At 73.9% G+C, this 23717-nt stretch carries 16 protein-coding genes and 24 pseudogenes; 16 read left to right on the forward strand and 24 right to left on the reverse strand.

All coding sequences use genetic code 11. The annotated features are described in order from the left end of the window. Nucleotides 1-225: 225 nt before the first annotated feature. The 10 genes and pseudogenes from UK94_RS36900 to UK94_RS36925 form a co-directional block, all read left to right on the forward strand. Nucleotides 226-352 (forward strand): annotated as a pseudogene (locus UK94_RS36900) (ABC transporter permease); the annotation flags it as partial. 1 nt (nt 353) lies between these two features. After that, nucleotides 354-948, forward strand: a pseudogene (locus tag UK94_RS36905) (ABC transporter permease); the annotation flags it as partial. Beyond that, the gene (locus UK94_RS02055) at nt 945-1829 is read left to right on the forward strand and encodes an ABC transporter ATP-binding protein (RefSeq protein ID WP_055748464.1); all 885 of its coding nucleotides are present in this window, start codon (nt 945-947) and stop codon (nt 1827-1829) included. The pseudogene UK94_RS36905 and the gene UK94_RS02055, both read left to right, overlap by 4 nt. Next, complete coding sequence (locus tag UK94_RS02060) at nt 1826-2725, forward strand: ATP-binding cassette domain-containing protein (RefSeq protein ID WP_200912723.1); 900 nt, start codon at nt 1826-1828, stop codon at nt 2723-2725. Before UK94_RS02055 ends, UK94_RS02060 begins: the two co-directional genes overlap by 4 nt. A 60-nt stretch (nt 2726-2785) precedes the next feature. After that, nucleotides 2786-3609 (forward strand): LLM class flavin-dependent oxidoreductase (locus UK94_RS02065; protein ID WP_235486224.1); only part of this gene is annotated, 824 nt, incomplete at its 3' end. Between the two features lie 318 nt (nt 3610-3927). Beyond that, nucleotides 3928-5430 (forward strand): LLM class flavin-dependent oxidoreductase, encoded by a 1503-nt coding sequence (locus UK94_RS02070; protein WP_055748466.1) that lies wholly within the window; start codon nt 3928-3930, stop codon nt 5428-5430. Further along, a pseudogene (locus tag UK94_RS36910) lies at nt 5427-5686 on the forward strand (nitrilotriacetate monooxygenase); the annotation flags it as partial. The gene UK94_RS02070 and the pseudogene UK94_RS36910, both read left to right, overlap by 4 nt. A gap of 1 nt (nt 5687) precedes the next feature. Continuing rightward, nucleotides 5688-5891: pseudogene (locus UK94_RS36915) on the forward strand (LLM class flavin-dependent oxidoreductase); the annotation flags it as partial. A 1-nt stretch (nt 5892) separates the two neighbouring features. Further along, nucleotides 5893-6596 (forward strand): annotated as a pseudogene (locus UK94_RS36920) (NtaA/DmoA family FMN-dependent monooxygenase); the annotation flags it as partial. Nucleotide 6597: 1 nt separating this feature from the next. Next, nucleotides 6598-6788: pseudogene (locus tag UK94_RS36925) on the forward strand (nitrilotriacetate monooxygenase); the annotation flags it as partial. Nucleotides 6789-6848: 60 nt separating this feature from the next. Here UK94_RS36925 and UK94_RS36930 read toward each other — a convergent pair. The 8 genes and pseudogenes from UK94_RS36930 to UK94_RS36965 all read right to left on the reverse strand — a co-directional run. Continuing rightward, a partial coding sequence (locus UK94_RS36930) for an SAM-dependent methyltransferase (RefSeq protein WP_235486105.1) occupies nt 6849-7184 on the reverse strand: 336 nt, incomplete at its 5' end. 1 nt (nt 7185) lies between these two features. Continuing rightward, nucleotides 7186-7269: pseudogene (locus UK94_RS36935) on the reverse strand (hypothetical protein); the annotation flags it as partial. 1 nt (nt 7270) lies between these two features. Continuing rightward, nucleotides 7271-7659: pseudogene (locus UK94_RS36940) on the reverse strand (SAM-dependent methyltransferase); the annotation flags it as partial. A 1-nt stretch (nt 7660) separates the two neighbouring features. Then, nucleotides 7661-7757, reverse strand: a pseudogene (locus tag UK94_RS36945) (SAM-dependent methyltransferase); the annotation flags it as partial. A gap of 240 nt (nt 7758-7997) precedes the next feature. Beyond that, nucleotides 7998-8488, reverse strand: a pseudogene (locus tag UK94_RS36950) (LLM class flavin-dependent oxidoreductase); the annotation flags it as partial. A 1-nt stretch (nt 8489) separates the two neighbouring features. Then, a pseudogene (locus UK94_RS36955) lies at nt 8490-9116 on the reverse strand (LLM class flavin-dependent oxidoreductase); the annotation flags it as partial. Between the two features lie 378 nt (nt 9117-9494). Further along, nucleotides 9495-10218 (reverse strand): zinc-binding dehydrogenase (locus UK94_RS72590; protein ID WP_268761165.1); only part of this gene is annotated, 724 nt, incomplete at its 5' end. Nucleotide 10219: 1 nt separating this feature from the next. Further along, nucleotides 10220-10628 (reverse strand): annotated as a pseudogene (locus UK94_RS36965) (alcohol dehydrogenase catalytic domain-containing protein); the annotation flags it as partial. A gap of 144 nt (nt 10629-10772) precedes the next feature. Here UK94_RS36965 and UK94_RS02095 point away from each other — a divergent pair. Beyond that, complete coding sequence (locus UK94_RS02095) at nt 10773-11237, forward strand: pyridoxamine 5'-phosphate oxidase family protein (protein ID WP_268761188.1); 465 nt, start codon at nt 10773-10775, stop codon at nt 11235-11237. A gap of 28 nt (nt 11238-11265) precedes the next feature. Here UK94_RS02095 and UK94_RS02100 read toward each other — a convergent pair whose 3' ends face one another. Then, the gene (locus UK94_RS02100; RefSeq protein ID WP_235486107.1) at nt 11266-11535 is read right to left on the reverse strand and encodes a cupin domain-containing protein; all 270 of its coding nucleotides are present in this window, start codon (nt 11533-11535) and stop codon (nt 11266-11268) included. A gap of 776 nt (nt 11536-12311) precedes the next feature. Between UK94_RS02100 and UK94_RS02110 the strand changes: the two genes are divergently transcribed. From UK94_RS02110 to UK94_RS02115, 3 genes and pseudogenes are all read left to right on the forward strand, one after another. Next, nucleotides 12312-12893, forward strand: a 582-nt coding sequence (locus UK94_RS02110; protein WP_235486109.1) for an NAD(P)H-binding protein, incomplete at its 3' end; no start/stop codon positions are given. A 324-nt stretch (nt 12894-13217) separates the two neighbouring features. After that, nucleotides 13218-13460 (forward strand): annotated as a pseudogene (locus UK94_RS36970) (DedA family protein); the annotation flags it as partial. A 1-nt stretch (nt 13461) separates the two neighbouring features. Further along, nucleotides 13462-14069: pseudogene (locus UK94_RS02115) on the forward strand (VTT domain-containing protein); the annotation flags it as partial. On the opposite strand, the gene UK94_RS36975 reads toward UK94_RS02115, so the two are convergent. The 7 genes and pseudogenes from UK94_RS36975 to UK94_RS02130 form a co-directional block, all read right to left on the reverse strand. Beyond that, nucleotides 13997-14227 (reverse strand): hypothetical protein, encoded by a 231-nt coding sequence (locus tag UK94_RS36975; protein ID WP_235486110.1) that lies wholly within the window; start codon nt 14225-14227, stop codon nt 13997-13999. The pseudogene UK94_RS02115 and the gene UK94_RS36975 sit on opposite strands and share 73 nt — an antisense overlap. Nucleotides 14228-14230: 3 nt before the next feature. Then, nucleotides 14231-14349 (reverse strand): annotated as a pseudogene (locus tag UK94_RS36980) (NUDIX domain-containing protein); the annotation flags it as partial. Nucleotides 14350-14822: 473 nt separating this feature from the next. Continuing rightward, a pseudogene (locus UK94_RS36985) lies at nt 14823-14897 on the reverse strand (XRE family transcriptional regulator); the annotation flags it as partial. 1 nt (nt 14898) lies between these two features. Next, nucleotides 14899-15119, reverse strand: a pseudogene (locus UK94_RS36990) (cupin domain-containing protein); the annotation flags it as partial. Between the two features lies 1 nt (nt 15120). Further along, a pseudogene (locus UK94_RS36995) lies at nt 15121-15440 on the reverse strand (helix-turn-helix transcriptional regulator); the annotation flags it as partial. Nucleotides 15441-15513: 73 nt separating this feature from the next. Beyond that, on the reverse strand, nt 15514-15898 hold a 385-nt coding region (locus UK94_RS37000; RefSeq protein ID WP_235486112.1), incomplete at its 5' end, for a M20/M25/M40 family metallo-hydrolase. A 1-nt stretch (nt 15899) separates the two neighbouring features. After that, nucleotides 15900-16872: pseudogene (locus UK94_RS02130) on the reverse strand (M20 family metallopeptidase); the annotation flags it as partial. Nucleotides 16873-16937: 65 nt separating this feature from the next. Between UK94_RS02130 and UK94_RS02135 the strand changes: the two are divergent. Further along, nucleotides 16938-17180, forward strand: coding sequence for a hypothetical protein (locus UK94_RS02135; RefSeq protein ID WP_011605933.1), 243 nt, complete (start codon nt 16938-16940; stop codon nt 17178-17180). A 223-nt stretch (nt 17181-17403) separates the two neighbouring features. Next, nucleotides 17404-17814, forward strand: a complete 411-nt coding sequence (locus UK94_RS02145) for a type II toxin-antitoxin system VapC family toxin (protein ID WP_041939574.1) — start codon at nt 17404-17406, stop codon at nt 17812-17814. A gap of 102 nt (nt 17815-17916) precedes the next feature. Here the strand turns inward: UK94_RS02145 and UK94_RS37005 are convergent. The 8 genes and pseudogenes from UK94_RS37005 to UK94_RS72595 form a co-directional block, all read right to left on the reverse strand. Then, a pseudogene (locus UK94_RS37005) lies at nt 17917-18916 on the reverse strand (sodium:solute symporter); the annotation flags it as partial. 1 nt (nt 18917) lies between these two features. Then, a pseudogene (locus tag UK94_RS37010) lies at nt 18918-19785 on the reverse strand (hypothetical protein); the annotation flags it as partial. Then, nucleotides 19689-20009 (reverse strand): DUF3311 domain-containing protein, encoded by a 321-nt coding sequence (locus UK94_RS31970; RefSeq protein ID WP_011605929.1) that lies wholly within the window; start codon nt 20007-20009, stop codon nt 19689-19691. The pseudogene UK94_RS37010 and the gene UK94_RS31970, both read right to left, overlap by 97 nt. Nucleotides 20010-20127: 118 nt before the next feature. Beyond that, the coding region (locus UK94_RS02160; RefSeq protein ID WP_235486114.1) for a GPP34 family phosphoprotein at nt 20128-20676 on the reverse strand (549 nt) is incomplete at its 5' end. 1 nt (nt 20677) lies between these two features. Beyond that, a pseudogene (locus UK94_RS37015) lies at nt 20678-20934 on the reverse strand (hypothetical protein); the annotation flags it as partial. Nucleotides 20935-21105: 171 nt separating this feature from the next. Next, nucleotides 21106-21698: pseudogene (locus UK94_RS02165) on the reverse strand (response regulator transcription factor); the annotation flags it as partial. Further along, nucleotides 21695-22768 (reverse strand): histidine kinase, encoded by a 1074-nt coding sequence (locus tag UK94_RS37020; RefSeq protein ID WP_313949439.1) that lies wholly within the window; start codon nt 22766-22768, stop codon nt 21695-21697. The pseudogene UK94_RS02165 and the gene UK94_RS37020, both read right to left, overlap by 4 nt. 335 nt (nt 22769-23103) lie before the next feature. Further along, a pseudogene (locus UK94_RS72595) lies at nt 23104-23716 on the reverse strand (hypothetical protein); the annotation flags it as partial. Nucleotide 23717: the final 1 nt, after the last annotated feature.

The raw sequence follows: 23717 nt of genomic DNA on the forward strand, positions 1-23717 counted from the left end.
GCGGTCCTGTCCGGGCTCGTCGTCGTCGCGGCCGTCGTGTCGCTGGTCTGGACGCCGTACGACCCGTCCCGGGTGGATCCGGCGGCGTCCTGGGCACCGGTCGGGACCGCGCACTGGTTCGGCGCGGACCGGCTCGGCCGGGACCTGTTCAGCCAGGTTCTCGTCGGCGCGCGCACCACCCTGGTCGTCGCCGTGGCGGCCACGGCGATCGCCGCGGTCGTCGGGGTGGGGCTCGCGCTGCTGGCGACCCTGCCGCCGCGCCCGGTCTCCGAGGGGGTCGCGCACCTCGTCGACGTGCTGCTGGCGTTCCCGGTGCTGCTGCTCGCCATGGTGCTCGCGGCCGTGTACGGCGNCTCGCGCTGGACCGCGATCGTCGCCATCGGCGTCGGGGCGGGCATCGGGCTGGGCCGGGTCACCCGCGGCGAGGTCCGCCGGGTGCTCGGCGCCGACTACGTGCTCGCCGCGCGGGCCGCCGGCGCCGGTCGGATCGTGCGCCGGCACGTGCTGGCGAACATCGCGCCGACGGTGTGGGTCCAGCTCTCGCTCATCCTCGGTCTGTCCGTGCTGACCGAGGCGGCGCTGTCCTACCTGGGGTTCGGCACCCCGCCGCCCACCCCGTCCTGGGGACGGATGCTCGCCGAACTCCAGCCGTACCTCACCCTGCGACCGCTGACGCTGCTGTGGCCCGGCCTCGCGGTCGTGCTGACGGTCCTCGGCTTCAACCTGCTCGGGGACGGCCTGCGCGAGGCCGGCGACCCGCGGCTGCGCGAGCGCCCGGCCGCGGACTCCGACGGCGCCCCGCACGCGGCCCCCGCGGCGCCCGCTCCCCCTGCGGCGCACGTGCCCCCGGCGCCGGCAGCGCCCGCGGCCTCGGCCTCGGCGGGGCTCATGGCCGGGGCCGTTCCGCGAGCGCGCTGGCACCGGGTCCGCGGGGAGGGCCGGACATGACGACCGGCGCGGCGGTGCTGGAGGTCACCGATCTGCGGGTGCGGCTCGGTGGCGTCGACGTGGTGGACGGCGTCAGCTTCGCCCTGGCCGCGGGTGAGCGGGTGGGGCTCATCGGCGAGTCCGGGTCGGGCAAGTCGCTGACCGCGCTCGCCGTGCTCGGCCTGCTGCCACCGGGCGCGAGCGTCACCGGCAGCGTTCGCCTGCACGGCCGCGAACTGCTCGGCGGCTCGGACCGGGAGCTGTCCCGGCTGCGTGGACGCGACCTGGCGATGATTTTCCAGGAGCCGTCGACCGCGTTGAACCCGCTGATGCGGGTCGGCCGCCAGATCTCCGAACCACTGCGGCTGCACCGCGGGTACTCCCGCCAGGCGGCGGCGCGGGCCGCGGTCGAACTCGCCGCGGCGGTCGGGCTGCCGGACCCGCAGCGGCTCGTCCGCTCCTATCCGCACGAGCTCTCCGGCGGCCAGCGCCAGCGGGTCTGCATCGCCGCGGCGCTGGCGTGCCGACCGGCGGTGCTGCTCGCGGACGAGCCGACGACGGCACTCGACGTCACCGTCCAGGCCGAGATCCTCGCCCTGCTCGGCCGGCTCGTCGACGACACCGGCACCGCCCTGCTGTTCATCACGCACGACCTCGCGGTGGTCGCGGCCGGCACCGACCGGCTCGCCGTGCTGCGCCGTGGGCGGGTGGTGGAGACCGGTGCGACCGACGACGTGCTGCGGGCCCCCGCGGATCCGTACACCCGCGCGCTGCTGGCGGCGGCGCGGCTGACCCAGGGGGATCTCCCCGCCGCCGGCGGCGGCGCGGTGGCGCCGACCGCGCGCGGGTCGGACGTCTCCACCCCGGCGTCCGAGGCGACGACAACGGGGACGATCGCGTGACCGCCGATCCGCTGTTCGACGCCGCCGAACCGTCGTTGGACGCCGCCGATCCGTCGTTGGACGCCACCGGGCCGTCGTTGGACGCCACCGGGCCGTCGTTGGACGCCGCCGGGCCGTTGTTCGAGGCCACCGGGCTCCGGCGGAGCTACCGCCTGCCACGCACGTCGCCGTTCGGCCCACCCGGCGTCCGCCACGCCGTGCGCGACGTGACCCTGCGTCTCGCCGACGGGGCGGCGCTCGGCATCGTCGGCGAGTCCGGGTCGGGCAAGTCGACCCTCGTCCGCCTGCTTCTCGGGCTGGACCGGCCCGACGCCGGCACCGTCCGCTACCGGGGCCGGCCGGTCGTCCCCGGGCGTCCCCGGGCGCTGCGCTGGTTTCGCCGCGAGGTCCAGGTCGTGTTCCAGGATCCGGCCGGTTCGCTCGACCCGCGCATGACCGTCGGCGCGGCCGTCGCGGAACCGCTGGTCTGCCTCGGCGTTCCCGGCGACCATGACGAGCGGGTCGACGAGGTGCTGCGGGCCGTCGACCTCGACCCCGGCGTCCGCGGGCGTTACCCGCACGAGTTCTCCGGCGGCCAGCGCCAACGCATCGCCATCGCCCGGGCGCTGGCGCCCCGGCCGCGGGTCCTCGTCGGCGACGAACCGGTCAGCGCCCTGGACGTCGCCGTCCGCGCCCAGATCCTCGACCTGCTCGGCCAGCTCGCCGCGCGGCACCGCCTCGGCCTCGTGCTGGTCTCCCACGATCTCGGCGTGGTAGCCCGGCTCTGCGACCAGATCGCCGTCATGCGCGGCGGCACGCTGGTCGAGCAGGGTGCGACCGGCGACGTGCTGTCCCGGCCGGCCCACCCGTACACGAGGGCGTTGCTCGCCGCCGTGCCACGGCTGCCGCCGCCCTGACCGGCGCATGCAGGGGATGAGGTTCGCCGCAGTCCGATGAGGTTCGACCAGGAGGATGCGATGCCCGCACCCGGCGGCCCCGGCCCGTTCAGGCTGGGCTTCCTCACCCATGTGCACGGCCGTGGCCGCCCGGCCGGCGCCGTCTACCGCGAGGTGGTGGAGCTGTTCGTCGCCGGGGAGGAACTCGGGTTCGACGGCGGCTGGCTCGCCCAGCACCACTTCTCTCCCGACTACGGCCGGCTGCCGTCGCCGCTGCTGCTGCTCGCCGCGGCCGCCCAGGCGACCCGGCGCATCGAGCTGGGCACCGCCGTCGTGGTCCTGCCGCTGGAGGATCCGGTCCGGCTCGCCGAGGACGCCGCCGTCCTCGACGCGCTCAGCGGCGGACGCCTGCAGCTCGGGCTCGGCACCGGCGGCCCGAGCGCGCCCGCCTTCGGCGCCTTCGACCGTGACGTCGCCCGCCGCCGGGAGCTGTTCGACGCCGCGCGCGGCCGGCTGCGGGAGCTGCTGGCCGGGCAGCCGATCGCCGGGACCGACGGGCTGCGGCTGCACCCGCCCGCGCCGACCCTCGCCAGCCGGTTCTGGGACTCGACGACGAGCGCCGACGGGGCGCGGGCGGCGGCGCGGGCCGGCGACGGGTTGCTGCTGGGCATCGGCCCGGCGGGGTCCGCGCAGCGTCCCCTTGCCGACGTCTACCTCGCGGCCCACCAGGCCGCCCACCACGCCGTGGGCGGGGAGCCCGCGGGCGCGCGCCTCGCCGTCTCGCACGGGGTGTTCCCGGGGCCGGACCGCCTGGCCGCCCGGGTGGACCTGGCTCCCGACATCGCCCGGTTTCGCCCCTGGCTGGAGAACTTCGGGTTCCCCGCCGACCTCGACGACGGCGCCGCNCTCGACGCGATGAACGTCCACCACGGCCCNGTCGGCGTGGTGATCCACAGCCTCGCGACGAACCCGGTCGGCCCCACCGCGGTGTCCTACTTCATCGCCGCGGTGCAGGGCGAGGCCGGCGCGGCGGCCGACCTCGACGCGACCCTGCGCCGCATGGAGCTCATCGCCACCGAGATCGCCCCGGCGCTGGGCTGGCGACCCGCGGCCGGACCCATGCCCGCCGCGCCGCGCGTGCCCGACCCGCCACCGTCCCCGCCCCCGCCCGGCCCGCCGGCACCGGCCGGCCTGGGGACCTCCGCCGGACCTGGGAGGAAACGATGACCACCACCTCCGACGGGCGTTCGCGGCGGATGCTGACGCTCGGCGCCGTGCTGCAGGGCGCCGGCGGTCACATCGCCGGCTGGCGCCACCCGCTGTCCCCGCCCGACGGCGAACTCGACCTCGCCCATCACCTCCGGGTCGCCCAGACGCTGGAACGCGGCACCTTCGACGCCCTGTTCATCGCCGACGTCGTCGCGATCTCGGGGACGGACCTGGACGCGCTGCACCGCACCGCCCGGTCGGTCCGGTTCGAGCCCCTGACCCTGCTGGCCGCGCTGTCGACGGTGACCGAGCGGATCGGCCTGGTCGGCACCGCCAGCACGACCTACGGCGAGCCGTTCCACGTCGCCCGCAAGTTCGCCTCGCTCGACCATCTGTCCGCCGGGCGCGCCGGCTGGAACGCGGTGACCTCGGTGCTGCCGCAGGAGGCCGCGAACTTCGGCCGCGACGCCCACCTCGAACACGGGCTGCGTTACCGCCGCGCCGAGGAGTTCGTCGAGGTCGTCCGCGCGCTGTGGGACAGCTTCGACGACGGCGCCGTGCGGCGCGACACCGCCGCGGGTCGCTACTACGACCCCGCCGGCCTGCGCACCCCGCACCACCGCGGCGAGCACTTCGCCGTGCGCGGTCCGCTGAGCATCTCCCGACCCCCACAGGGCCACCCGGTCATCTTCCAGGCCGGTTCGTCGGAGGCGGGCAAGGACTTCGCCGCCCGTCACGGCGAGGTGGTGTTCACCGGGCAGGGCACCCTCGCCGGTGCCCAGCGGTTCTACGCCGACGTCAAGGCGCGGGCCGCGGCGCACGGGCGCAACCCGGACCACCTGCTGGTCTGGCCGGTCCTCGCGCCGATCGTCGGGGACACCGAGGCCGCCGCCCGCGCGCGGCGCGACGAGCTGCTGGAGCTCATCCACGACGACGTCGCCCGTCGCCTCGTCCAGGACACCGTCGGCGACGTGGATCTCTCCGGGTATCCGCTGGACGGGCCGCTGCCCGAGGTCGGCGAGACGAACCGCAGCCGTAGCCGCTCCGAGCAGATGCTCGACCTCGCCCGCCGCGAGAACCTGACGATCCGCGGGCTCGCCCGGCGGTCCTCCGGCGGCGGCATGATCACCGGCACGCCGGAGACGATCGCCGACCACGTCGAGGAATGGTTCACCGGGCGCGGCGCGGACGGCTTCAACGTCGGCTTCCCCTACCTGCCCGGCGCCGCCGAGGACTTCGTCGACCAGGTCGTGCCGGAGCTGCGCCGCCGCGGCCTGTTCCGCGAGTCCTACACCGAGACCACGTTGCGCGGGCATCTCGGCCTGCCGCGCCCGGTCGCCGCCCCGCGGCGGGACGACCCCGCCCACCGCGACGGCTCCCTCCCGGCCGCGCCGAGCACTCCACCAGGCACGGCACCCGGCACCCCGCCAGGCAGCACCCCGCCAGGCAGCACCCCGCCGGGCACCCCATCGGGCGCCGCGTCCGGCGTCGAGACGAGCGGGGCGGGAATCCGATGACGTCGACGCAGCCTCGCCGCAGCGGTCAGGTCCATCTCAACGCCTTCCTCAAGCCGCCGGGGGAGTTCCTCGCCGCCTGGCGGCACCCCCACGCCGTCGCCGACGCCGGGGTGAACATCCGGCACGTGATCGAGCTGGCCCGCACCGCCGAGCGGGGGACCTTCGACGCGATCTTCCTGGCCGACCTGGTCGGCGTCCCCCTGACCAGCCAGGAGGTGCTCTCCCGCGTCTCCGTCGTCAACGACTCCTTCGAACCNACGACCCTGCTCGCCGCGCTCGCCACCGCCACCACCCGCATCGGTCTCGTCGCGACGGCGTCGACGACCTACAACGAGCCCTACCACCTGGCCCGGACGTTCGCCTCGCTGGACCACCTGTCCGGTGGACGGGCCGGCTGGAACCTCGTCACCTCCCTCAACGACGCGGAGGCGCAGAACTTCGGGCTGGACAGCCACGTCGAGNACGAGCTGCGCTACGCCCGGGCCGCCGAGTTCCACGACGTGGTGACCGGGCTGTGGGACAGCTTCGACGACGACGCCTTCCGGCACGACCAGACCGCCGGGGTCTACTTCGACCCCGAGAAGATCCACTGGCTGAACCACGCCGGGACGCACTTCCGGGTCAGCGGGCCGCTGAACATCGCCCGGCCGCCGCAGGGCCGCCCGGTCGTCGTCCAGGCCGGCGCGTCCGAGACGGGCCGGGACCTCGCGGCCCGGGTCGGCGAGGTGATCTTCACCGCGCATCCGACCCTGCCGGGGGCGCAGGCGTACTACGCCGACATCAAGACACGGGCCGCGGCCGCGGGACGCGACCCCGACCACGTGATCGTGCTGCCCGCGCTGTCCACGATCGTGGGGCGGACCCAGGCCGAGGCCGAGGACAAGATCGCCGCGCTGCGCTCGCTGCTCGACCCGCGGGTCGCGCTCGCCGACCTGAGCTACCGGCTCGGCGGGTTCGATCTCACCGCGTTCCCGCTCGACGGCCCGCTGCCCGAGCTGCCGCCGTCCAACCAGAGCCTCAGCGGCCAGCGGCAGATCGTGGACCAGGCGCGGGCGAACAACCTGACCATCCGCCAGCTCGCCGACCAGATCGCCCGGGACGACCGGACGCTGGTCGGCACGCCGACGACCGTGGCCGACCACATCGAGGAGTGGTTCGACCAGCGCNCCGCCGACGGCTTCAACGTGATCTTCCCGTATCTGCCGGACGCGTTGAACGACTTCGTGGATCTGGTCATCCCCGAGCTGCGCCACCGCGGCCTGTTCCGCACCGCCTACACCGGCCGCACCCTGCGCGAGCACCTAGGCCTCCCGCGCCCACCGAGCCGTTACGCCTCCCGCTCCGTAGCGTCGACCTGACCTCGTCCCCGTCGACCCGGTCCCCGTCGATCCCGCCGGCGCCCGGCGCTGGGCCCGCCCTCAGGGCTTGTAGGCGACTGCGCCGTAGATGCTCACCTGGGCGTCGGTCAGCTCCGACAGCGGGATGGCCTTCACCCGGGCGGCCGGGTCTGTCGCGGTCGCGCCGTCGCCGGCCGGGTCGGTCTCGGCCGGGTCGGCGAGCTCGGGCCGCCAGCGGTGCACGACCTGCAGTCCGGGCTCGACGAGCTCCAGGCCGTCGAAGAAGCGCTCGACCTGGGCGCGGGTGCGCAGGTGCATGGGGACTCCGCTGGCCAGGTAGGCCCGCTCGACCTCGCGCATCGCCGGGTCGTGGTCGGCGGTCAGGTGGGTCAGCGAGACGTAGCTGCCCGACGGGAGNAGGTCGACGAGGTGGCGCATGATCCCGTACGGGTCGTCGCCGTCCGGGATGAAATGGAAGATCGCGATGAGGGACAGCGCGACCNGGCTGGTCAGGTCGAGGGTCTGGTGCAGCTCGGGGGCGGTGAGGATGCGGCGGGTGTCGCGCAGGTCCGCGTCGATGTAGGCGGTGCGTCCCTGTGGGGTGCTGGCCAGCAGGGCGCGGGCGTGGGCGAGCACGATCGGATCGTTGTCGGTGTAGACGATCCGCGCGTCGGGGGCCACAGCCTGGGCGACCTCGTGCAGGTTCGGCGAGGTCGGGATGCCCGTGCCGATGTCGAGGAACTGCCGCACGCCGAGTTCGGCGGCCAGGTAGCGGGTCGTCCGGGTCATGAACAGGCGGTTCTGCCGGACCACGATCCGGGAGTTCGGAAACACGCCGAGGACCTGTTCCGCGGTCTTCCGGTCGGCGGGGAAGTTGTCCTTGCCGCCGAGGNAGTAGTCGTACATCCGGGCCGGATGCGGCACGTCGACCTTCAGGTCGAAGCCGGTGCCCTCAGTCGCGTCATGCCCGTCTTCTTGGCGGATTGTCACGGAATCACCTTAGTGGGTGACCGCGCGCCTGCGGTGGGGGAGCGGGTGCATCCGGTACGTATCCCGTCCCCGCGGCCGAACCCGGGCCAGGGCCGGATGCGGTGCGTTGTGCACGGTCAGGGCCTGCGCAGCGGGCCCGACGCACCGCAGTGCCTGTCGCNTGCGCCGCACCGGCCGCCACCGGTGAAGGTTCGTGGTCGGGAGGGGCGCGCGCGGCCCTGGTCGTCAGGACGAGAGTGNGGCGGCCGGCCCCGGGACGGGCGCGAGCAGTCCCCGGTGTCGCAGCAGGGGCAGGACGCCCTCGGCGAACCAGTAGGCCTCCTCGAGATGGGGATGGCCGGAGAGGATGACGTGCTCGATGCCCAGATCGTGGTACTCGGCGATGCGGTCCGCGACCTCGGCGTGGCTGCCGACGAGCGCGGTGCCGGCGCCGCCGCGGACGAGGCCGAATCCCGCCCAGAGGTTCGGGGAGATCTCCAGCGCGTCGAGGCTGCCGCGGTGCAGGGCCGCCATCCGCTGCTGCCCGACGGACTCGGTCCCGGCGAAGCGCCGCTGCGCCGCCGCGATCGCCGCCGGGTCGAGCTGGGCGAGCAACTCGTCGGCGACCGCCCAGGCGGCGTCGGCGGTGTCCCGGGTGATGACGTGCAGCCGGATGCCGAACTGCAGCTCCCGGTCCTGGTCCTTGGCCAGGGCCCGCATCCGGTCGAGCCGTTCGGCGACGGCGGCCGGCGNCTCACCCCAGAGCAGGTAGGTGTCGGCCTGCCGGGCGGCGACGAGTTCGGCCGCGGGGGAGGCGCCGCCAAAGAAGATCGGTGGCGTCGGCTCGGGACGCTCGCGGACGGTGGCGCCCCGCACCGCGTAGTGCTCGCCGTCGTAGGTGAACGGCCGGCCCGTCCACGCCCCCCGGACGACCTGCAGGAACTCCTCGGTACGCCGGTAGCGGGCGTCGTGGTTCAGCCAGTCGCCGAAGCGCTGCTGCTCGTCGGCGTCGCCGCCGGTGACCACGTTGAGCAGCAGCCGGCCGCCGGAGATGCGCTGGTAGGTCGCCGCCATCTGCGCGGCGAGGGTGGGGCTGAGGAAACCGGGCCGCAGCGCCACGAGGAAACGCAGCCGGGTGGTCTCGCGCAGCAGGGCCGCGGTGGTGAGCCAGGCGTCCTCACACCAGGTCCCGGTCGGGGTGAGCACGGCCTCGTACCCGAGATACTCCGCCGCGGCGGCGATCTGGGCGAGGTAGCCGATGCTGGGCGGCCGCTGGGCGGCCGGTTGCAGGTGGGGGGTTTCCTTGGCGCTCACCGCGGCGGCGTCGAGGTTGCGGCTGTCCCCCGAGGTGGGCAGGAACCAGTGGGCGTGCACGCTCACGCGAGTCTCCCGGGTGGCCGGAGGCGAGGGGCGGGCGAGGGGCGGATCGGCGGGCCTGAGCCAGGAATCGGCGGCCTGAGGTGCGCATCGGCGGTGCGTCCGGACCGGTGGACGTGTGTCCCGCGATCCTGTCGGTGAATCAGCCGCTCGACGGGCCGGCCGCGGCACCGGTCAGGGGGACACCGAGCGGCGCGGGGCGCGACACAGCGCGCTGGCCACCCGGGCGAAATCGACGTGCAGGCGGCAGACCAGAGTGGGATCCCCGCGCATGAACCAACGGTATGCCCCTGCCGGGGTCCAGTCCATCGCCACGCCCGGTGAAACGCCGCACGGACGGTGCGGCCTGAGGCACGCTGAGAAGTGAGAACGCCGCAGCCCTCAGGGACGCAGCAGCACCTTGATCGCCCGGCGCTCGTCCATCGCCCGATAGCCCTCGGCGACCTCGTCCAACGGCAGTTCCAGATCGAAGATGCGCCCGGGTCGCACCCGGCCGGCAAGCACGTCGTCGAGCAGCTCGGGCAGGTAGGCGCGCGCCGGCGCCACCCCGCCCGCCAGCCGCACGTTCTTCATGAACAACGGGCCCAGGGGCAGGTTGCCCAGGGGGGCGCCGACGCAACCCAGCCGTCCACCGGGGTGGGCGACCGCGGCGGCCTGCTCCAGGGACTCCTGCGAGCCGACGCACTCCAGGACGGCGTCGGCCCCGTCGCCGAGCAGCTCGCCCACCTGCGCGATGCCCTCGGCGCCCCGACCGGCGACGATGTCGGTGGCGCCGAACTCGGCCGCCAGCTTCTGCCGGCTCGGCGTCCGCGACATCGCCACGACGCGTTCCGCCCCGAGGCGGCGGGCCGCGAGCACCGCGCACAGGCCCACCGCGCCGTCGCCGACGACCACGACGGTGGAACCCGGACCCACCCCCGCGCAGACCGCGGCGTGATGACCGGTGCCCATGACGTCGGACAGCGCCAGGACGTCGGGCAGCAACGCCTCGGGCAGCTCGGTGCCGACCCGGACCAGGGTCCCGTCGGCCAACGGCGCGCGGATTCGGTCGCCCTGGCAGGCGTCGGAGCGGGCGCCGGACCCGTCGTCGGTTCCCCAGACCGAGNCGTTCTCGCAGGAGGTGGGCAGGCCGGCGCGGCAGTACCGGCAGGTGCCGTCGCTGATCAGGAAGGGGGCGACGACCACGTCGCCCGGCCGCACGGTCGTGACCTCGTCGCCGATGTCCTCGACGACGCCGACGAACTCGTGCCCGATGCGCTTCGGGAACACGCTGGGCGTCTTACCGCGGTAGGGGTGCAGGTCGGAGCCGCAGATGCAGCTCGCGGTCACGCGCACCACCGCGTCGGTGGGGCGCTGGACGACCGGGTCGGGGAACTCCCGCAGCGCGATCTTCCCGACGTCCTCCAGCAGGGTCGCTCGCACAGCCCCATGCCTCCCTGACGCATCGTCGCGGCGATGACCCACCGCGGTCGCGGTGCGCTCCGACCGTGGCCCGGACGGAACCGTACCTGCCATCAGGACGCTATCCGATCCGGGACGATCGGGGCGCCGCGGCGGTTGCCCCGGCCGGTCGCTATCGTCCGTTCCATGGCCGATGTCGTTGCCGACCCCGCGCCGGGGGCGGGGNCCGTCGAGGAGGCCCTGGCGGCGGCGCGGGCCCTGCTGCGCAGCAATGCCTACGGCTTCCTCGCCACCCTGGGCTCCCACGGGGTTGCCCCCCACGTCCGGCTCGTCCAACACCTCGCCGTGACCGACGACCTCGTCGTGTGGATCGGCACCAGCCCGCGCTCCCGCAAGGTTGCCGACATCGCCGCGAACCCCGACATCCAGGTGATCTACGCGGTCGAGGACCGGGCGGCCTTCGCCTACCTGAGTGTCGCGGCGACCGTCAGCGTGGTCGACGACGAGCGCGAGCGCGCCGCGAAATGGGAGGACGGTCTGGCCGCCTTCTTCCCCGCCGGTCCGCTCGGGGACGACTTCGTGCTGCTGCGGCTCGACCCCCTGCGGCTGGAGCTGATGGACTTCACCCGCCGCCTGCACCCGGATCCGTTTGGCCTCCTTCCCGTCGTCGTCGAGCGCCACGCCGGAGTCTGGACGCCGACGCCGCCCGACCGCGCTCCCTGACGCCGACCGGGCGCTCTCGACGGCGCGGCTATTCGGGTCGGTACGCTTCGACGCAGGTCACGCCGGCCGGCCCGGCCGACGCCTCGTGGCGCGTCCCGGCGGGCAGGTCGAGCCGGTCGCCCGGGGCCATCGGCCACCGCTCGTCGCCCACGAAGAACGTGATCTCCCCGGCTGTGCAGACGAGCACCTTGTGCTCCGGGTGTGCATGGGCGGCGAACCAGGTGCCGGGGCCGGCCGACCAGCGCTGCGGGTCGAGGCCCTGCCCGCGCAGCGCCGCCTCCGCCTCCGCGGGCGCCACCGCACCGTTCGCCACGATTACGGAAGCCGGCCGCACCATGCCTGAACGGTAGTACCGCAGGGGGCGTCGTGCCACGCGGCGATCTCGTCGACCCTGACGGACGGGAGGTCCGTCACCGGGTCGAACCGGGCCCGTCGCCGGTCCGCTCGAGGGCGGCCAGGTAGTCCGAGGCGGCGAATCGGAACGGCCCGAGAGCATGGAGGTCCCAGGATCGATGGCCGTTTCGGAAATGCTGCCAACCGACCGTCTCGGGGGTCACCACAATGTCGGCGGTCAGCGGCCAGCAACCTGGTTCTCCGCAGCGACAGCCGAGCAGGACGGTATCGCCGTCGCCGAACCACGAGATCCGCGGTTCGCCGAGGAAGTGCCGGCTTGGCCAACGCACGTCGCGGTCGGTGCCCAGCCCCGCGTAGGCGCCCGCCCGATTCGGTGCCCCTTCGCTTCGGCAAACGGACGCTCGATTGTGCGGGCGAGATCCCGCACGCGGACTCCGTTCACCCACGGTTCGACGGCAGTGTCCGGCCCGGTCGGGAACGCCGCGGATTCGATGCGGAACTCGACTGTGTCCACCGGACAAACTTATCCGGCGCGTCGGGTGGACATGAACAGGACTTCATCGTGAAGGCTGGAGACGACGGGGACTGGCCGGGCTGGTGGTCATGGCGGATCCGGCGGCGCGTCAGGTGGCGATGGCCGCCGAGCGTGCTGCCGGATGCGGGAGCGGTCGGGACCGACGGGCTGGATCAGTCTGGGTATCGCGAGGAGGACGGATTCGCATGACGATTCTGGTGACGGGTGGGCGCGGTTCGGTGGCCCGCGCGCTGATCGACGAACTGCTGGCCGTGGACGCGCCGGTGCGCGTGGTGAGCCGGGATCCGGCCCAGGCGGACGTGCCGGCGGGCGTGCAGGTCGCGGCGGCAGACCTGGCTCGGCCGGAGTCGATCCCGGCGGTGCTCGACGGCGTCCGCGCAGTGTTCCTCTACGCGGAGCCGGCGGGCATCGACGGTTTTCTCGACGCCGCCGCGGCCGCGAAGGTCGAACGGATCGTGCTGCTGTCCTCGCAGTCGGCGCAGGAGCCCGATCGCTCGAACCCGATCGCCCAACGCCACGTGGTGGTGGAGGAGGCGATCGCGGCGTCCGGGCTGGCGTGGACCTTCGTCCGGCCCGGGGCGTTCGCCACGAACGCGCTGGCCTGGGCGCCGTCGATCCGGGCCCAGGGCGTGGTGCGCGGTGCGTATCCCGAGTCCCACTCCGCGCCGATCCACGAGCGGGACATGGCCGAGGTGGCCGCCCGCGCGCTGCTCGAACCCGGCCACGAGGGACAGCGCTACGCCCTCACCGGCCCGGAGTCGTTGCCGNCACGAGGGCAGGTCGAGGTGATCGGCGAGGTGATCGGCCGTCCCCTGCGCTTCGAGGCCGTCCCGCTCGACGAGNCCCGGGAGCAGCTGCTGGCGCAGATGGGCCCGTCGGCCTGGCCCGGGATTGCCGACACGCTGCTGCGGTACCAGGCGGACAGCGACGGCAGGCCGGTAGCGGTCTCGGACACCGTCGCCGCCGTCACGGGTCGGCCGGCGCGCACCTTTGCCACCTGGGTCGCGGATCACGCGTCGGCCTTCCGTCCCGAGCGGTAGCCGTGCCGCGCAACCGGATTGCGCGGGCTCCGGTGGGAAACGACCTGGGGTGTGTTCGACCAACTTGTGGACGCGATGTCCGGTGCCTGGTGGACCTACCTGCTGGTCTGGGGAATCTGCCTGCTTGACGCGGTCCTGCCGGTCGTCCCCAGCGAGACGATGGTCATCACCGGCGGGGTGCTCGCGAGCTCCGGCGACCTCAACCTCATCCTGATCATGGTTGTGGGGGCCGTCGGGGCGTTCGCGGGCGACAACCTCGCCTATGGCCTGGGGCGCCTGTTCGGTGAGCGCGTCNCCCGCCTGGTCGTCCGGGGACCGCGCGGGGAGCGAACGCTCGACTGGGCCCGGCGCACCCTCGACCGCCGCGGCGTCACCCTGATCATCGCCGCCAGGTTCGTGCCGGGCGGCCGGACCGCCACCACCTTGGTGGCGGGTACCACCCACTTCGACTACCGGCGGTTTGTGCCGGCGGCCGCGGTCGGCGCCATCGGCTGGAGCGGCTACAACGCGTTGCTCGGCTTTGTGGGCGGTTCCACCTTCACCGACGCGCCGTGGAAGGGCTTCATCCTCGCGTTCGGGCTCGCGGGGACGGTCACCGTGGCGATCGAGGGCGGCCGGTGGCTGTGGTCGCGACGGCATCCCCACGATGACCGAGCAGCGGGCGACGGCGGGGCCGACGAGCGTGAGACCGACGAGCGTGAGACCGACGAGCACGGGGGAAACGAGCACGGGGGAAACGAGCACGGGGCCGACGACCCGCGGGCCGGGCGCGCGCGGGGAAAACGGGCGCGGGGCGGGCGTGCGTGGGCGGGCGACCGTGACGCGGTAGGTCAGCCCGCAAGCACGGCGGAGATTCTCGCCCCGGTGAGCCCGCCCAGATCCGACACCGGGATCCACCGGTGATCGGTGACCTCGTCGAGGCGCAGGTCCACCGTGCCCGGACCGGTGGACCGCAGGATCTGGAAAATGAACCGGAAATCGTAGTGGGTGTGTTCCGGCTCGCCCTTCTCCGGATTCTCGGGAATCGCGTGGACGTCAATGTCGACCGGAAGACCGCGCAGGGNCCGGACCGCCGAGGGAAGAACGCCGGTCTCCTCGGCGAGTTCCCGCAGGGCGGCGGCCACGAGGGTGGCGTCGGTGTCGTCGACGTGACCGCCCGGGAAAAGCCAGCGGTCGAGGGTGCNGTGGCGGACCTGAAGGACGCGAAAGGTCGTGTCCACGGCGATCGCTCCGCAGGTCACGTGGCCTGGCAGGGTGGTGCGGGCGGTGACCGGCGCCGCGGTGGCCGCCAGGTCGAGCAGCGGGATCAGCCCCTCGGCCTCCGTCGGGTACGCGACCAGATAGTCCCGAAGCACGGAGATCACCCGATCGTTCAATCTGTAATCCTCATTCATCGTCGGTACTCATTATCGGTACTCATTGTCCGTACTCATCGTGGGTGCTCGTCGTCGGTGCGTGGCCGGGGTGGTCGGACGTTCGGCCGGTCCCCGAACCCCACGGCCTCATGATGGCACGGGNGCTGCCTTTCTCTGGTGCGACCGCCGGTCATGCCGCGTTGACGGCCGGGTGTTGACGGCCGGGTAACGGGTCGGCGGTCGGTCCCGGACACTGTGCCGGGCGGCGGCGTGGTCACCACGCCGCCGCGGACCGTGGCCCTCAGCGGCCACCCGCGGCGCCGGTCGCCGTGGGCCGGGCTCGGACGTGCATCCGCTCGCCCTGGGGACCGAACAGNCTGAGCAGCTCGAGCGGGGCGGGGTCCGGATTGCCGAACCAGTGCGGTGTGCGGGTGTCGAACTCCGCCGCCTCGCCCGGCCCGAGGAGCAGGTCGTGCTCGCCGAGCACCAGCCGCAGCCGCCCGGACAGCACGTACAGCCATTCGTAACCCTCGTGCACCCGCTGGTCGGGCGGGCCCGCCGGGGAATGCGCCGGGTAGACCATCTTGTAGGCGCGCGGNCCGCCCGGGCGTCGCGTCATCGGCAGGAAGACGACTCCGTCGCGGACGGTCGGCCGCGGGTGGATCCGGGGATCTCCGGTCGCCGGCGCGTCGACCAGTTCGTCGAGGGTCACCTGGTGTGCCCGGGCGAGTGGGAGCAGCAGCTCCAGGGTCGCTCGCCGCCCGCCGGACTCCAGCCGCGACAGCGTGCTCACCGAGATCCCGGTCGCGGCGGACAACTCGGCGAGGGTCGTCCGGCGGGCGCGGCGCAGGGCCCGCAGCCGCGGGCCCACCCGGTCGAGAACCTCGCGTCCCGGTGGTTGCGGGTCGGTGTCGGCCATGGGGCCCATTTGCCGTGCCGGCAACTCCCGTTGTCAAGTCCGGGTCGTCGCCGTCAAGTCCGGGTCGTCGCCGTCAGGTCCGGGTCGTCGTCGCCGTCAGGTCCGGGTCGCCGGCGGCGGCGAGGGCGCGGGTGGCGAGCTCGGCGTAGAGCGCGGCGCCGTCGGGCAGGACGGTCTCGTCGAAGCGGGCGCGGGGGCTGTGGTTGAACGGCGCGGTGTTCGGGTCGGCGCCCGCGGCGGTCGCGCCGAGGGCGACGAAGCTGCCGGGCACCTGCGCCAGCACCCGGGAGAAGTCCTCCGAGCAGGCCAGCGGGTGCGCGAGGGCGGTGTAGCGGCGTTCGCCGAACGTCTCGGCGACGGCGCGGGCGGCGAGCGCCGTCTCGGCCGGATGGTTCACGGTCGCCGGGCGTTCGGGCACGTACTCGACGTCCGCGGTGACACCGTGTGCGTCGGCGATGNCCCGCAGCAGCCGGCGGGCGGCCTGCTCGACCAGCTCGCCGGTGGCCGGGGAGAAGGTGCGCACGGTCGCCTCGAAGTACGCCTCGTCGGGGATCACGGTGCGTCGGGTACCGGCCCGCAGGACGCCGACGGTCAGCACCACCGGGTCGAACACGTCGAACCGGCGCGTCACCATCGTCTGCAGGGCGAGGACCATCTCGGCGGTGGCGACGACCGGGTCGTGCGCGCGGTGCGGCATGGAGCCGTGGCCGCCCTCGCCGCGCACGGTGACGCGCAGCATCGCCGAGGCCGAGGTGATCGCGCCCGTCCGGCCGCCGAACTGCCCGCGGGGGAGTGCCGCGGAGAACACGTGCAGCCCGTAGGCCGCCGACACCCGCCGTCCGGAGGCGTCGAGCACCCCCTCGTCGATCATCTGCTGGGCACCCTCCCAGCCCTCCTCGCCGGGCTGGAACATGAACACGACGTCGCCGGGCAGCCGGTCGCGGCGCGCGCTGAGCAGGTGCGCCGCGCCGACCAGCATGGCGGTGTGCAGGTCGTGGCCGCAGGCGTGCATCACGCCCTCGACGGTCGAGGCGTGGTCGAACCCGGTGCTCTCCTGCACCGGCAGCGCGTCCATGTCCCCGCGCAGCAGCACCGCCGGCGCCGGCCCCGGACCCGCGCCCTCGCCGGTGCCGCGCAGGACCGCGGTCACCGAGCTCGCGCCGCGGCCGGTGGTGACCTCCAGCGGGAGCCCGTCGAGGGCGGCGAGGACCTTGTCCTGCGTCCGCGGCAGATCCAGGCCGATCTCCGGCTCGCGGTGCAGGCGACGCCGCAGGTGCACGAGGTCGTCCGACAGGGATCGCGCGTCGTCGAGCACGGACATGGCTGGTCCTCTCGGTGGGCGGGGAGGGGAAGGGCTCGACCACCGGTGAGGTGCGACGGTGCCCGGACTGAGCCTGCACGAGAGTGTGGCGAACCCGCGTCGGATGATCATCCCGCCGTGGTCGGTGGCGGACCTACGGTAGCCGTGGGATCAGCCGACTGCGGCGGCAGACCACTATGCACGTCGACCGCATCGACCACCTCGTGCTGACCGTGGCCGACGTCGAACGCACCGTTGACCGGTACGCGCGGGTCCTGAGGATGACGCCGGTGACATTCAGCGGCGGCCGGCGGTCGGCGGCCGGCGGCCGTTGGCCGTTGGCTTTCGGCCGGCTGAAGCTCGACCTGCACGAGGCCGGCAGTCGGAACAGGTCGCCACGCCTGCATAATGCAGGTCCGGCAGCTAGAATGCAGTCATGACCGCGATCACCATTCGTGACGTGTCAGATTCGACTCTCGCGGCGTTGAAGGTCAAGGCCGCCCAGAGCGGGCGGAGCCTGCAGGCCTACCTGCTCGACCTGGTCACCCGTGAGGCACGNACGCCGAGCCTGGCGGACATGATGGCCCGCCTTGACCGCGAGACGCAGTCCGACGTCGATACCTCGGACATCCTCGCCGCGATCGACGAGGGCAGGGAGCGCCGTTGAGGGGCGGCGAGACGGCGGTCATCGACTGTTCGGCGTTGGTGCGAACGCTGACAGATCACGGCACGGGCGGCGTTGCCGTGCGCCGTCGGCTCACCGGTGTCGAGTCGCTTCTGGCACCCGGCCTGCTCGACTACGAGATGATTTCAGCACTGTTCGGGATGCGCCGGGGAGGCAAGCTGACCGAGCGGGAGATGGGGAAGGCGGTCGCCGACTATCAGCTTCTGCCGCTGGTGCGACACGAAACCCTGGTTCTGTGGCGGCGCGTCCGCGAGCTGCATCACACCCTCAGCGCCTACGACGCGCAGTACGTCGCGCTCGCCGAGACGCTGGGGCTTCCTCTGATCACCAGCGACGCCCGGATCGCGCGTGGCGGTGTCGCCACCTGCACGATCGAGGTGTACGCCTGACGTCGTCAGCGGGGCGCAGCCAGATCACCGGATCGCGGCGGAAGGACGAGCCGGTGGCCGGGACGCTGGCATGATGCGGCCTCGTTCGGTCCGGTCATCGAGTCATCGCTGTGACGGCGCCGAGCCGTCAGGCTCCACCGCCTGACGGGCCTGCCCGGGCACGGTCTCGTCAGATGTGTGCGCATCAGGTTCGTTCGCGTCGCGTTCACTGGTATCGGGTTCGTCGGAGCAGGAGTCGGAGTCGAGGGCGGTCTCGTCGGGTCCGTTCGGGATGCCGGCGGCGCGCAGCACCAGGGTGCCGAGCAGGGCGACGGCCAGGTTGAGCGCGAACGCCGTCACGGCGATGTAGCCGGCATGGCCGAGCCCCGGCACGGTCGCCAGCGACCCGCCGAAATGGCGGGCGGCCGCGCTGTGCTGCCCGTACGCCTGCGCGGTGCCGTAGCACATGCCCACCAGCCAGCCGGCGAGCAGCGCCCGCCGGTGCAGCCGGGGCCGCCACAGGGCGAGGACGACCGCCGGGAACGTCTGCAGGATCCACACCCCGCCGAGCAGCTGCAGATTGATCGAGTTCTGGGTGTCCAGGCCGAGGACGAACAGCAGCGCCCCGGCCTTCACCAGCAGCGACGCGACCTTGGACACGGCGGTCTGCTCGGCCGCCGTCGCGCCCGGCCGCAGGTGCCCGACGTAGATCGTGCGGGTGAACAGGTTCGCCGCCGCGATCGACATGATCGCGGCGGGAACCAGCGCGCCGATCGCGACCGCGGCGAACGCGACGCCGGTGAACCACGCCGGGAACTCCCGCTCGAACAGCAGCGGCACCGCCAGGCGCGGGTTCGTGGTGTGCACCCCGGCGGCGATCGCCACGTAGCCGAGCAGCGCGAGGAAGGCCAGCAGCAGGGAGTACAGCGGCAGGACGGCGGTGTTGCGGCGGATGACCTCCCGGCTGCGGGTCGCCAGCACGCCGGTGATCGCGTGCGGATACAGGAACAGCGCCATCGCCGAGCCGAGGGCGAGGGTGCCGTAGGCGAGGAACTCCTTCGGCCCGGGGATGAACACGGCCGTCGCCGGGTGGCCCGCCCCCGCCCCGGCCGCGGCGGCGTTCNCCGCGTCGAACTTGTGCTCGGCCGCGTCGAAGATCGCGCCGAAGCCGCCGAGCCGGTGCGGGAGGACGGCGACGGCGACCAGCACGACGGCGTAGATGAGCAGGTCCTTGGCGAACGCGATGAGCGCCGGCGCCCGCAGACCGGCGGTGTAGGTGCAGGCGGCGAGGACAGCGAACGCCACGATGATCGGCAGGTCGCGGACGACCGGGTTGGCGCTGTTCGTCCCGACGCCCATCACCTCCAGCACCGCCTGCATGCCGACGAGCTGCAGGGCGATGTAGGGCATGGTCGCGACGATGCCCGTGACGGCGACCGCGAGGGCCAGGGCACGCGAACCGTACCGGCCGCGGACGAGATCGGCCGGGGTGACGTAGCCGTGCCGGTGCGCCACGGTCCACAGCCGGGGCATCAGGACGAAGACGATCGGCCAGACGATGGTGGTGTAGGCGACGGCGAACCAGCCGGACACGGCCCCCGCCGCGTACATCGCGCCGGGCACGGCGACGAACGTGTACGCGGTGAAGATGTCGCCGCCGATGAGGAACCAGGCGACGAACGAGCCGAATCCGCGCCCGCCGAGCCCCCACTCGTCGAGGCTCGCCAACGGTCCCGGCCCGGTGCGCCGCCAGCGGACAGCGCCGAATCCGAGGATCGCCACCGCGGCGAACAGGGTGGTGAACACCGCGAACTCCACCCCGTGGAAGGGGGTGTGCGGCGACTCGGCGGCGAGCGGAGCACCGGCGGTCGGCGCCAGGCCGGCGCCGACCGCCGTCACCGGTCCCCCCGGCCGCCGGCGGTCTCCCGCCCGCTGGTGCGGCCCAGCAGCCAGGTGCAGCCGGCCATCCCGGCTGCACCGAGCAGGAGCCACAGCAGCGTGTACCAGTAGAAGAACGGAAATCCCCACAGCCGCGGCCCGTGCCGCGCGTAGGTGCCGACCAACAGCAGGGCGACGACCTGCACCGCGAGCACGACCGCGGCGACGGTCCGCCCGACGACCCCGCCCGTCCACGCGGGCGGCCGCCCCGACCGGCGGGGGGTGTGGGATCGGCGGGGGCGACCGCCGGGATCGGCGGTGCCACGGGCATGCGTCATCCGGCGTCACTCCTGAGGAGAGATTGCACAGGGGAGTCGGATGATGACTATAGGTTGCGATCTTTGTGGGTTGTGGTGCAGCGGGCCCGTGGCGTGTGGCCTTCGCGGGGTACCGTGATCAGCTCGATGCCGTGCTGGCGACGACCGCGGTGGTCGCGGCGGCGGCGGCCGCCTGCTGCGCCTCCTGGATGACCTTCCGGACGATCGGCGCGATCGGTGTCTGCTCCGTTGCGGCCGCGATGCGAGCCTTGGCGTGGCGACGGTCGGCGCGCTGCGGAGCGACCACCTCCAGCAGACGAGACGGCCCGGACAGGGCGAGCACGGTGCCCGTGCGCGGGTCCAGCGGACCGTCGCCGGCCGCGGCTGCCCGCAGCCGCTTCACGACCTCGTCACGCGCCTCGGCGCGCAGGACGGGATGATGCGTGATCCGCACGACCAGGACCCGGTCGCGCCGGCGCCCGAGCACCCCGGCGTCGACGAGCCCGTCGACGGTGCGGGACCAGACCCCGCCGATCGCCCCGTCCAGGCGGCGGAGCTGGTCGGCCGCCCGCCGCCCGCGGACCGTGCCGAGCGTCGCGTGGACGTCGGCGAGCAACGGGTGCGCGGGTCGGGCACCGATCGGCGCGAGCCGCCGGCCGTCCTCCTCGACCAGCCCCGCGAGCCCCAGNTCGGCGACGAGCGCGCCGCACAGCGCCACGCCCAGCGGCTGGCGGGAGGAGTTCACCGGAGTCCCGCGGTCCGGGTCGAGCGCGAGCAGCAGCAGGTCCTCGGCGAGCAGCACGGCCGTCGTCCTCCTCCGGGATCGTCCTCGTTCGGGATCGTCCCCCTCCCGAACCCGAACCGATCCGGAACCGAACCGTTCCGGAATCGAACTCCTCCAGATCGGACGGAGCGGGACCGGCCCCATTCTGCAGACGAGGATCATGCCCTCGCCGCCGCGAGCGCAATCCTCCGTCGCCCGGCCGACAGTCGAACCACCCCGCAACCCCCCAAGCCGCACAGCCAGGATGCAGGGGAGAGCGCCTTCATGGTGCTTCCACCCTCGCCTCCTCGCGGGGGCGGGGCCGCCGCTGCTGCGGGCACTCAGAGCCAGCCNGACTCCTCGGCGGTGCGCAGGGCCTCCATCCGATTGCGGGTGCCGGTCTTCGCGATCACGGACGACAGGTAGTTGCGCACGGTGCCCTCGGAGAGGAACAGCCGCCCGGCGATGTCGGCGACGGTCGCGCCGTCGCGGGCCGCGACGAGGACGTCCCGTTCCCGCCCGGTGAGCGGGCTCGCCCCGCCGGCGAGGGTGGCGGCGGCGAGGGTCGGGTCGACGACCCGCTCCCCGCGGGCGACCCGCCGGATCGCGGCGGCGAGGGCCTCGGCGGGCGCGTCCTTGACGACGAAGCCGAGCGCGCCGGCCTCCATCGCCCGGCGCAGGTAGCCGGTGCGGCCGAAGGTGGTCACGATCAGGACCTGGGTCGTCGGCGTGGTGGCACGCACCGCCGCCGCGGCGGCCAGCCCGTCGATGCCGGGCATCTCGACGTCCATCAGCACGACGTCCGGGCGCAGCGCGCCGACCGCGGCGACCACCTCGTCGCCGCGCCCGACCTGGCCGACGACCTCGATGTCGTCCTCCAGGGAGAGCAGCGCGGCGAGCGCGCCGCGGACGAGATGCTGGTCGTCGGCCAGCAGAACCCTGATCACGAGCGTGCCGCCGCCGGCTCCGCGGGGCCGCCGGTCCCCTGCGCGAGCGGAGGGTCCGCAGGAGCCGCGGGGGCCGGTGGCGCGACGACGACCCGCAGCCGGAAGCCGGGCGAGGGGTCGCTCGCGGCCGCGGGCCCGGTTTCGATCCGGCCCCTCGCCGCCGCGACCCGCTCGGAGAGCCCCGCCAGGCCCGTGCCCCCGCGAGGGCCCGTGGTACCGCCAGGGCCCGCGGCCCCGCCAGAGCCACCGCCACCGCCTGTGCCACCGCCGGAGCCCGGGGCGCCGCCGGAGCCCGGGGCGTCGCCGGAGCCCGGGGCGTCGAGGCCCGCGGCGTCGGCGGGGCCGGCGCCGTCGTCGACCACCTCGATGCTGCGGTCGTCGACGGTGACGCGCAGGTGCTGCGCGCCGCTGTGGCGCACCGCGTTGGTCACGCCCTCGCGGACCACCCAGCCGAACAGCTCCCGCAGGCCCCCGGGCACCTCGTCGACGGATGCGGGCAGCTCGGCCCGGATGCCCGCCGCGGCGAGCACCTCACGGGCCGCGGCGAGCTCGGTGACCAGGCTGACCTCCCGGTAGCCGGCGACGGTGGCCCGCACGTCGGCCAGGCCCTGCCGGCCGAGTGCGGCGACCTCGGCCATCTCGCGGGCGGCGCGCGCCGGGTCCCGCTCGGCCAGCTTCGAGGCGAGCTCCGCCTTCACCGTGATCGTGGTGAGCGCGTGGCCGAGCAGGTCGTGCAGGTCGCGGGCGATCCGCAGCCGCTCCTGCTCCTTGGCCAGCCGTTCGATCTCCCGATGGGCGCGGGACAGCTCGACCTGGTTACGCGCGCCCGCCCGCACGAGCATGGTCACCGCGGCCAACAGCACGGGCCCGGACAGCGACCACTGCTCACCGTGGGAGTGCCACCACGTGACGTGCTCGGGCAGCCAGGTGTCGACGGCGGCGATCAGGAGGATCAGCGGGACGGCGACGACCGGACGCAACAGCAGGACGAGGGCGACGGCCAGGTAGATCGTCATCACCAGGCCGCCGCCGCCGGCGACCGGCAGGTAGGCGGCGATGCAGGCGGTCATGCCGAGCAGCAGCGGATTCCGCAGCTCCCGGNGGCCACGGAAGGCGACCAGCGGAACCGCCCACAGGTAGAGCAGGCTGAACCCGACGAGCACGGCGCAGCCGAACACGACGACGACGGCGCCGTCGTGCAGGGCGAGCATGTCCGAGACGGCGTAGCCGAGATAGATCAAGAAGATGCCGGCGACCCGGCGCCACCGCCAGGGGTCCAGGTGGAGGCCGCCCCGCTGATCCATCCGCACCGGCTGCGGCAGNGCCGGCTGCAACAGCCAGCGGCGCAGTGCCCCCAGCGGGGATGTCCCGACCGCGCCCGAGCCGGCCGACCCGGACATCGTCCTCACCCGCCCACTCGCTCAGCCTGCTCAGTCGGCCCTGGCTGCTCGGTCGGCCCTGGCTGTTCGGTCGGCCCTGGCTGTTCGGTCGGCCCTGGCTGTTCAGCCTGTTCGGTCCGCCGGAGGATGACGAGTTGCTGGGTCGCCCGGGTCATCGCGACATAGCGGTCGACCGCTCCTTCGATGCCGTCGCCGAACGCCTCGGGGTCGACGAGGACGACCAGGTCGAACTCGAGCCCCTTGGACAGCTCCGGGGTCAGTGACCGGACGCGGGGCGTCGTCGGCAGCGCCGCGTCCCTGCCGTCGCCGGTACCGATGACGCAGGCGATCCCGTCGGGCTGCGCGGCGAGCCAGGTGTCCAGGATCGAAGCCAGCTCGGCGGTGGACCCGTGCACGACGGGCACGCCGCTGCTGCGGATGGAGGTCGGCACGTTGGCGTCGGGGAGCACGGCCCGGATGACCGGCTCGGCCTGCGCCATGACCTCCGCCGGCGTCCGGTAGTTGATGCTCAGGGGGGCCAGCGTGATCCGGTCGAGCCCGATCCGCCCGAGCCGCTCCTGCCACGACTCGGTGAACCCGTGCCTGGCCTGGGCCCGGTCGCCGACGATGGTGAAGCTTN

The sequence above is a fragment of the Frankia sp. AvcI1 genome (assembly GCF_001420875.1).
In the GTDB taxonomy this organism is placed as follows: Bacteria; Actinomycetota; Actinomycetes; order Frankiales; family Frankiaceae; genus Frankia; species Frankia alni.

Excerpts from the sequence above, each read along its gene's own strand:
- UK94_RS31970 (WP_011605929.1), bottom strand. The coding sequence starts at position 20,009 with ATGACGCATGCCCGTGGCACCGCCGATCCCGGCGGTCGCCCCCGCCGA.
- UK94_RS02055 (WP_055748464.1), top strand. The coding sequence starts at position 945 with ATGACGACCGGCGCGGCGGTGCTGGAGGTCACCGATCTGCGGGTGCGG.
- UK94_RS37020 (WP_313949439.1), bottom strand. The coding sequence starts at position 22,768 with ATGACCGCCTGCATCGCCGCCTACCTGCCGGTCGCCGGCGGCGGCGGC.
- UK94_RS02135 (WP_011605933.1), top strand. The coding sequence starts at position 16,938 with ATGCACGTCGACCGCATCGACCACCTCGTGCTGACCGTGGCCGACGTC.
- UK94_RS02070 (WP_055748466.1), top strand. The coding sequence starts at position 3,928 with ATGACCACCACCTCCGACGGGCGTTCGCGGCGGATGCTGACGCTCGGC.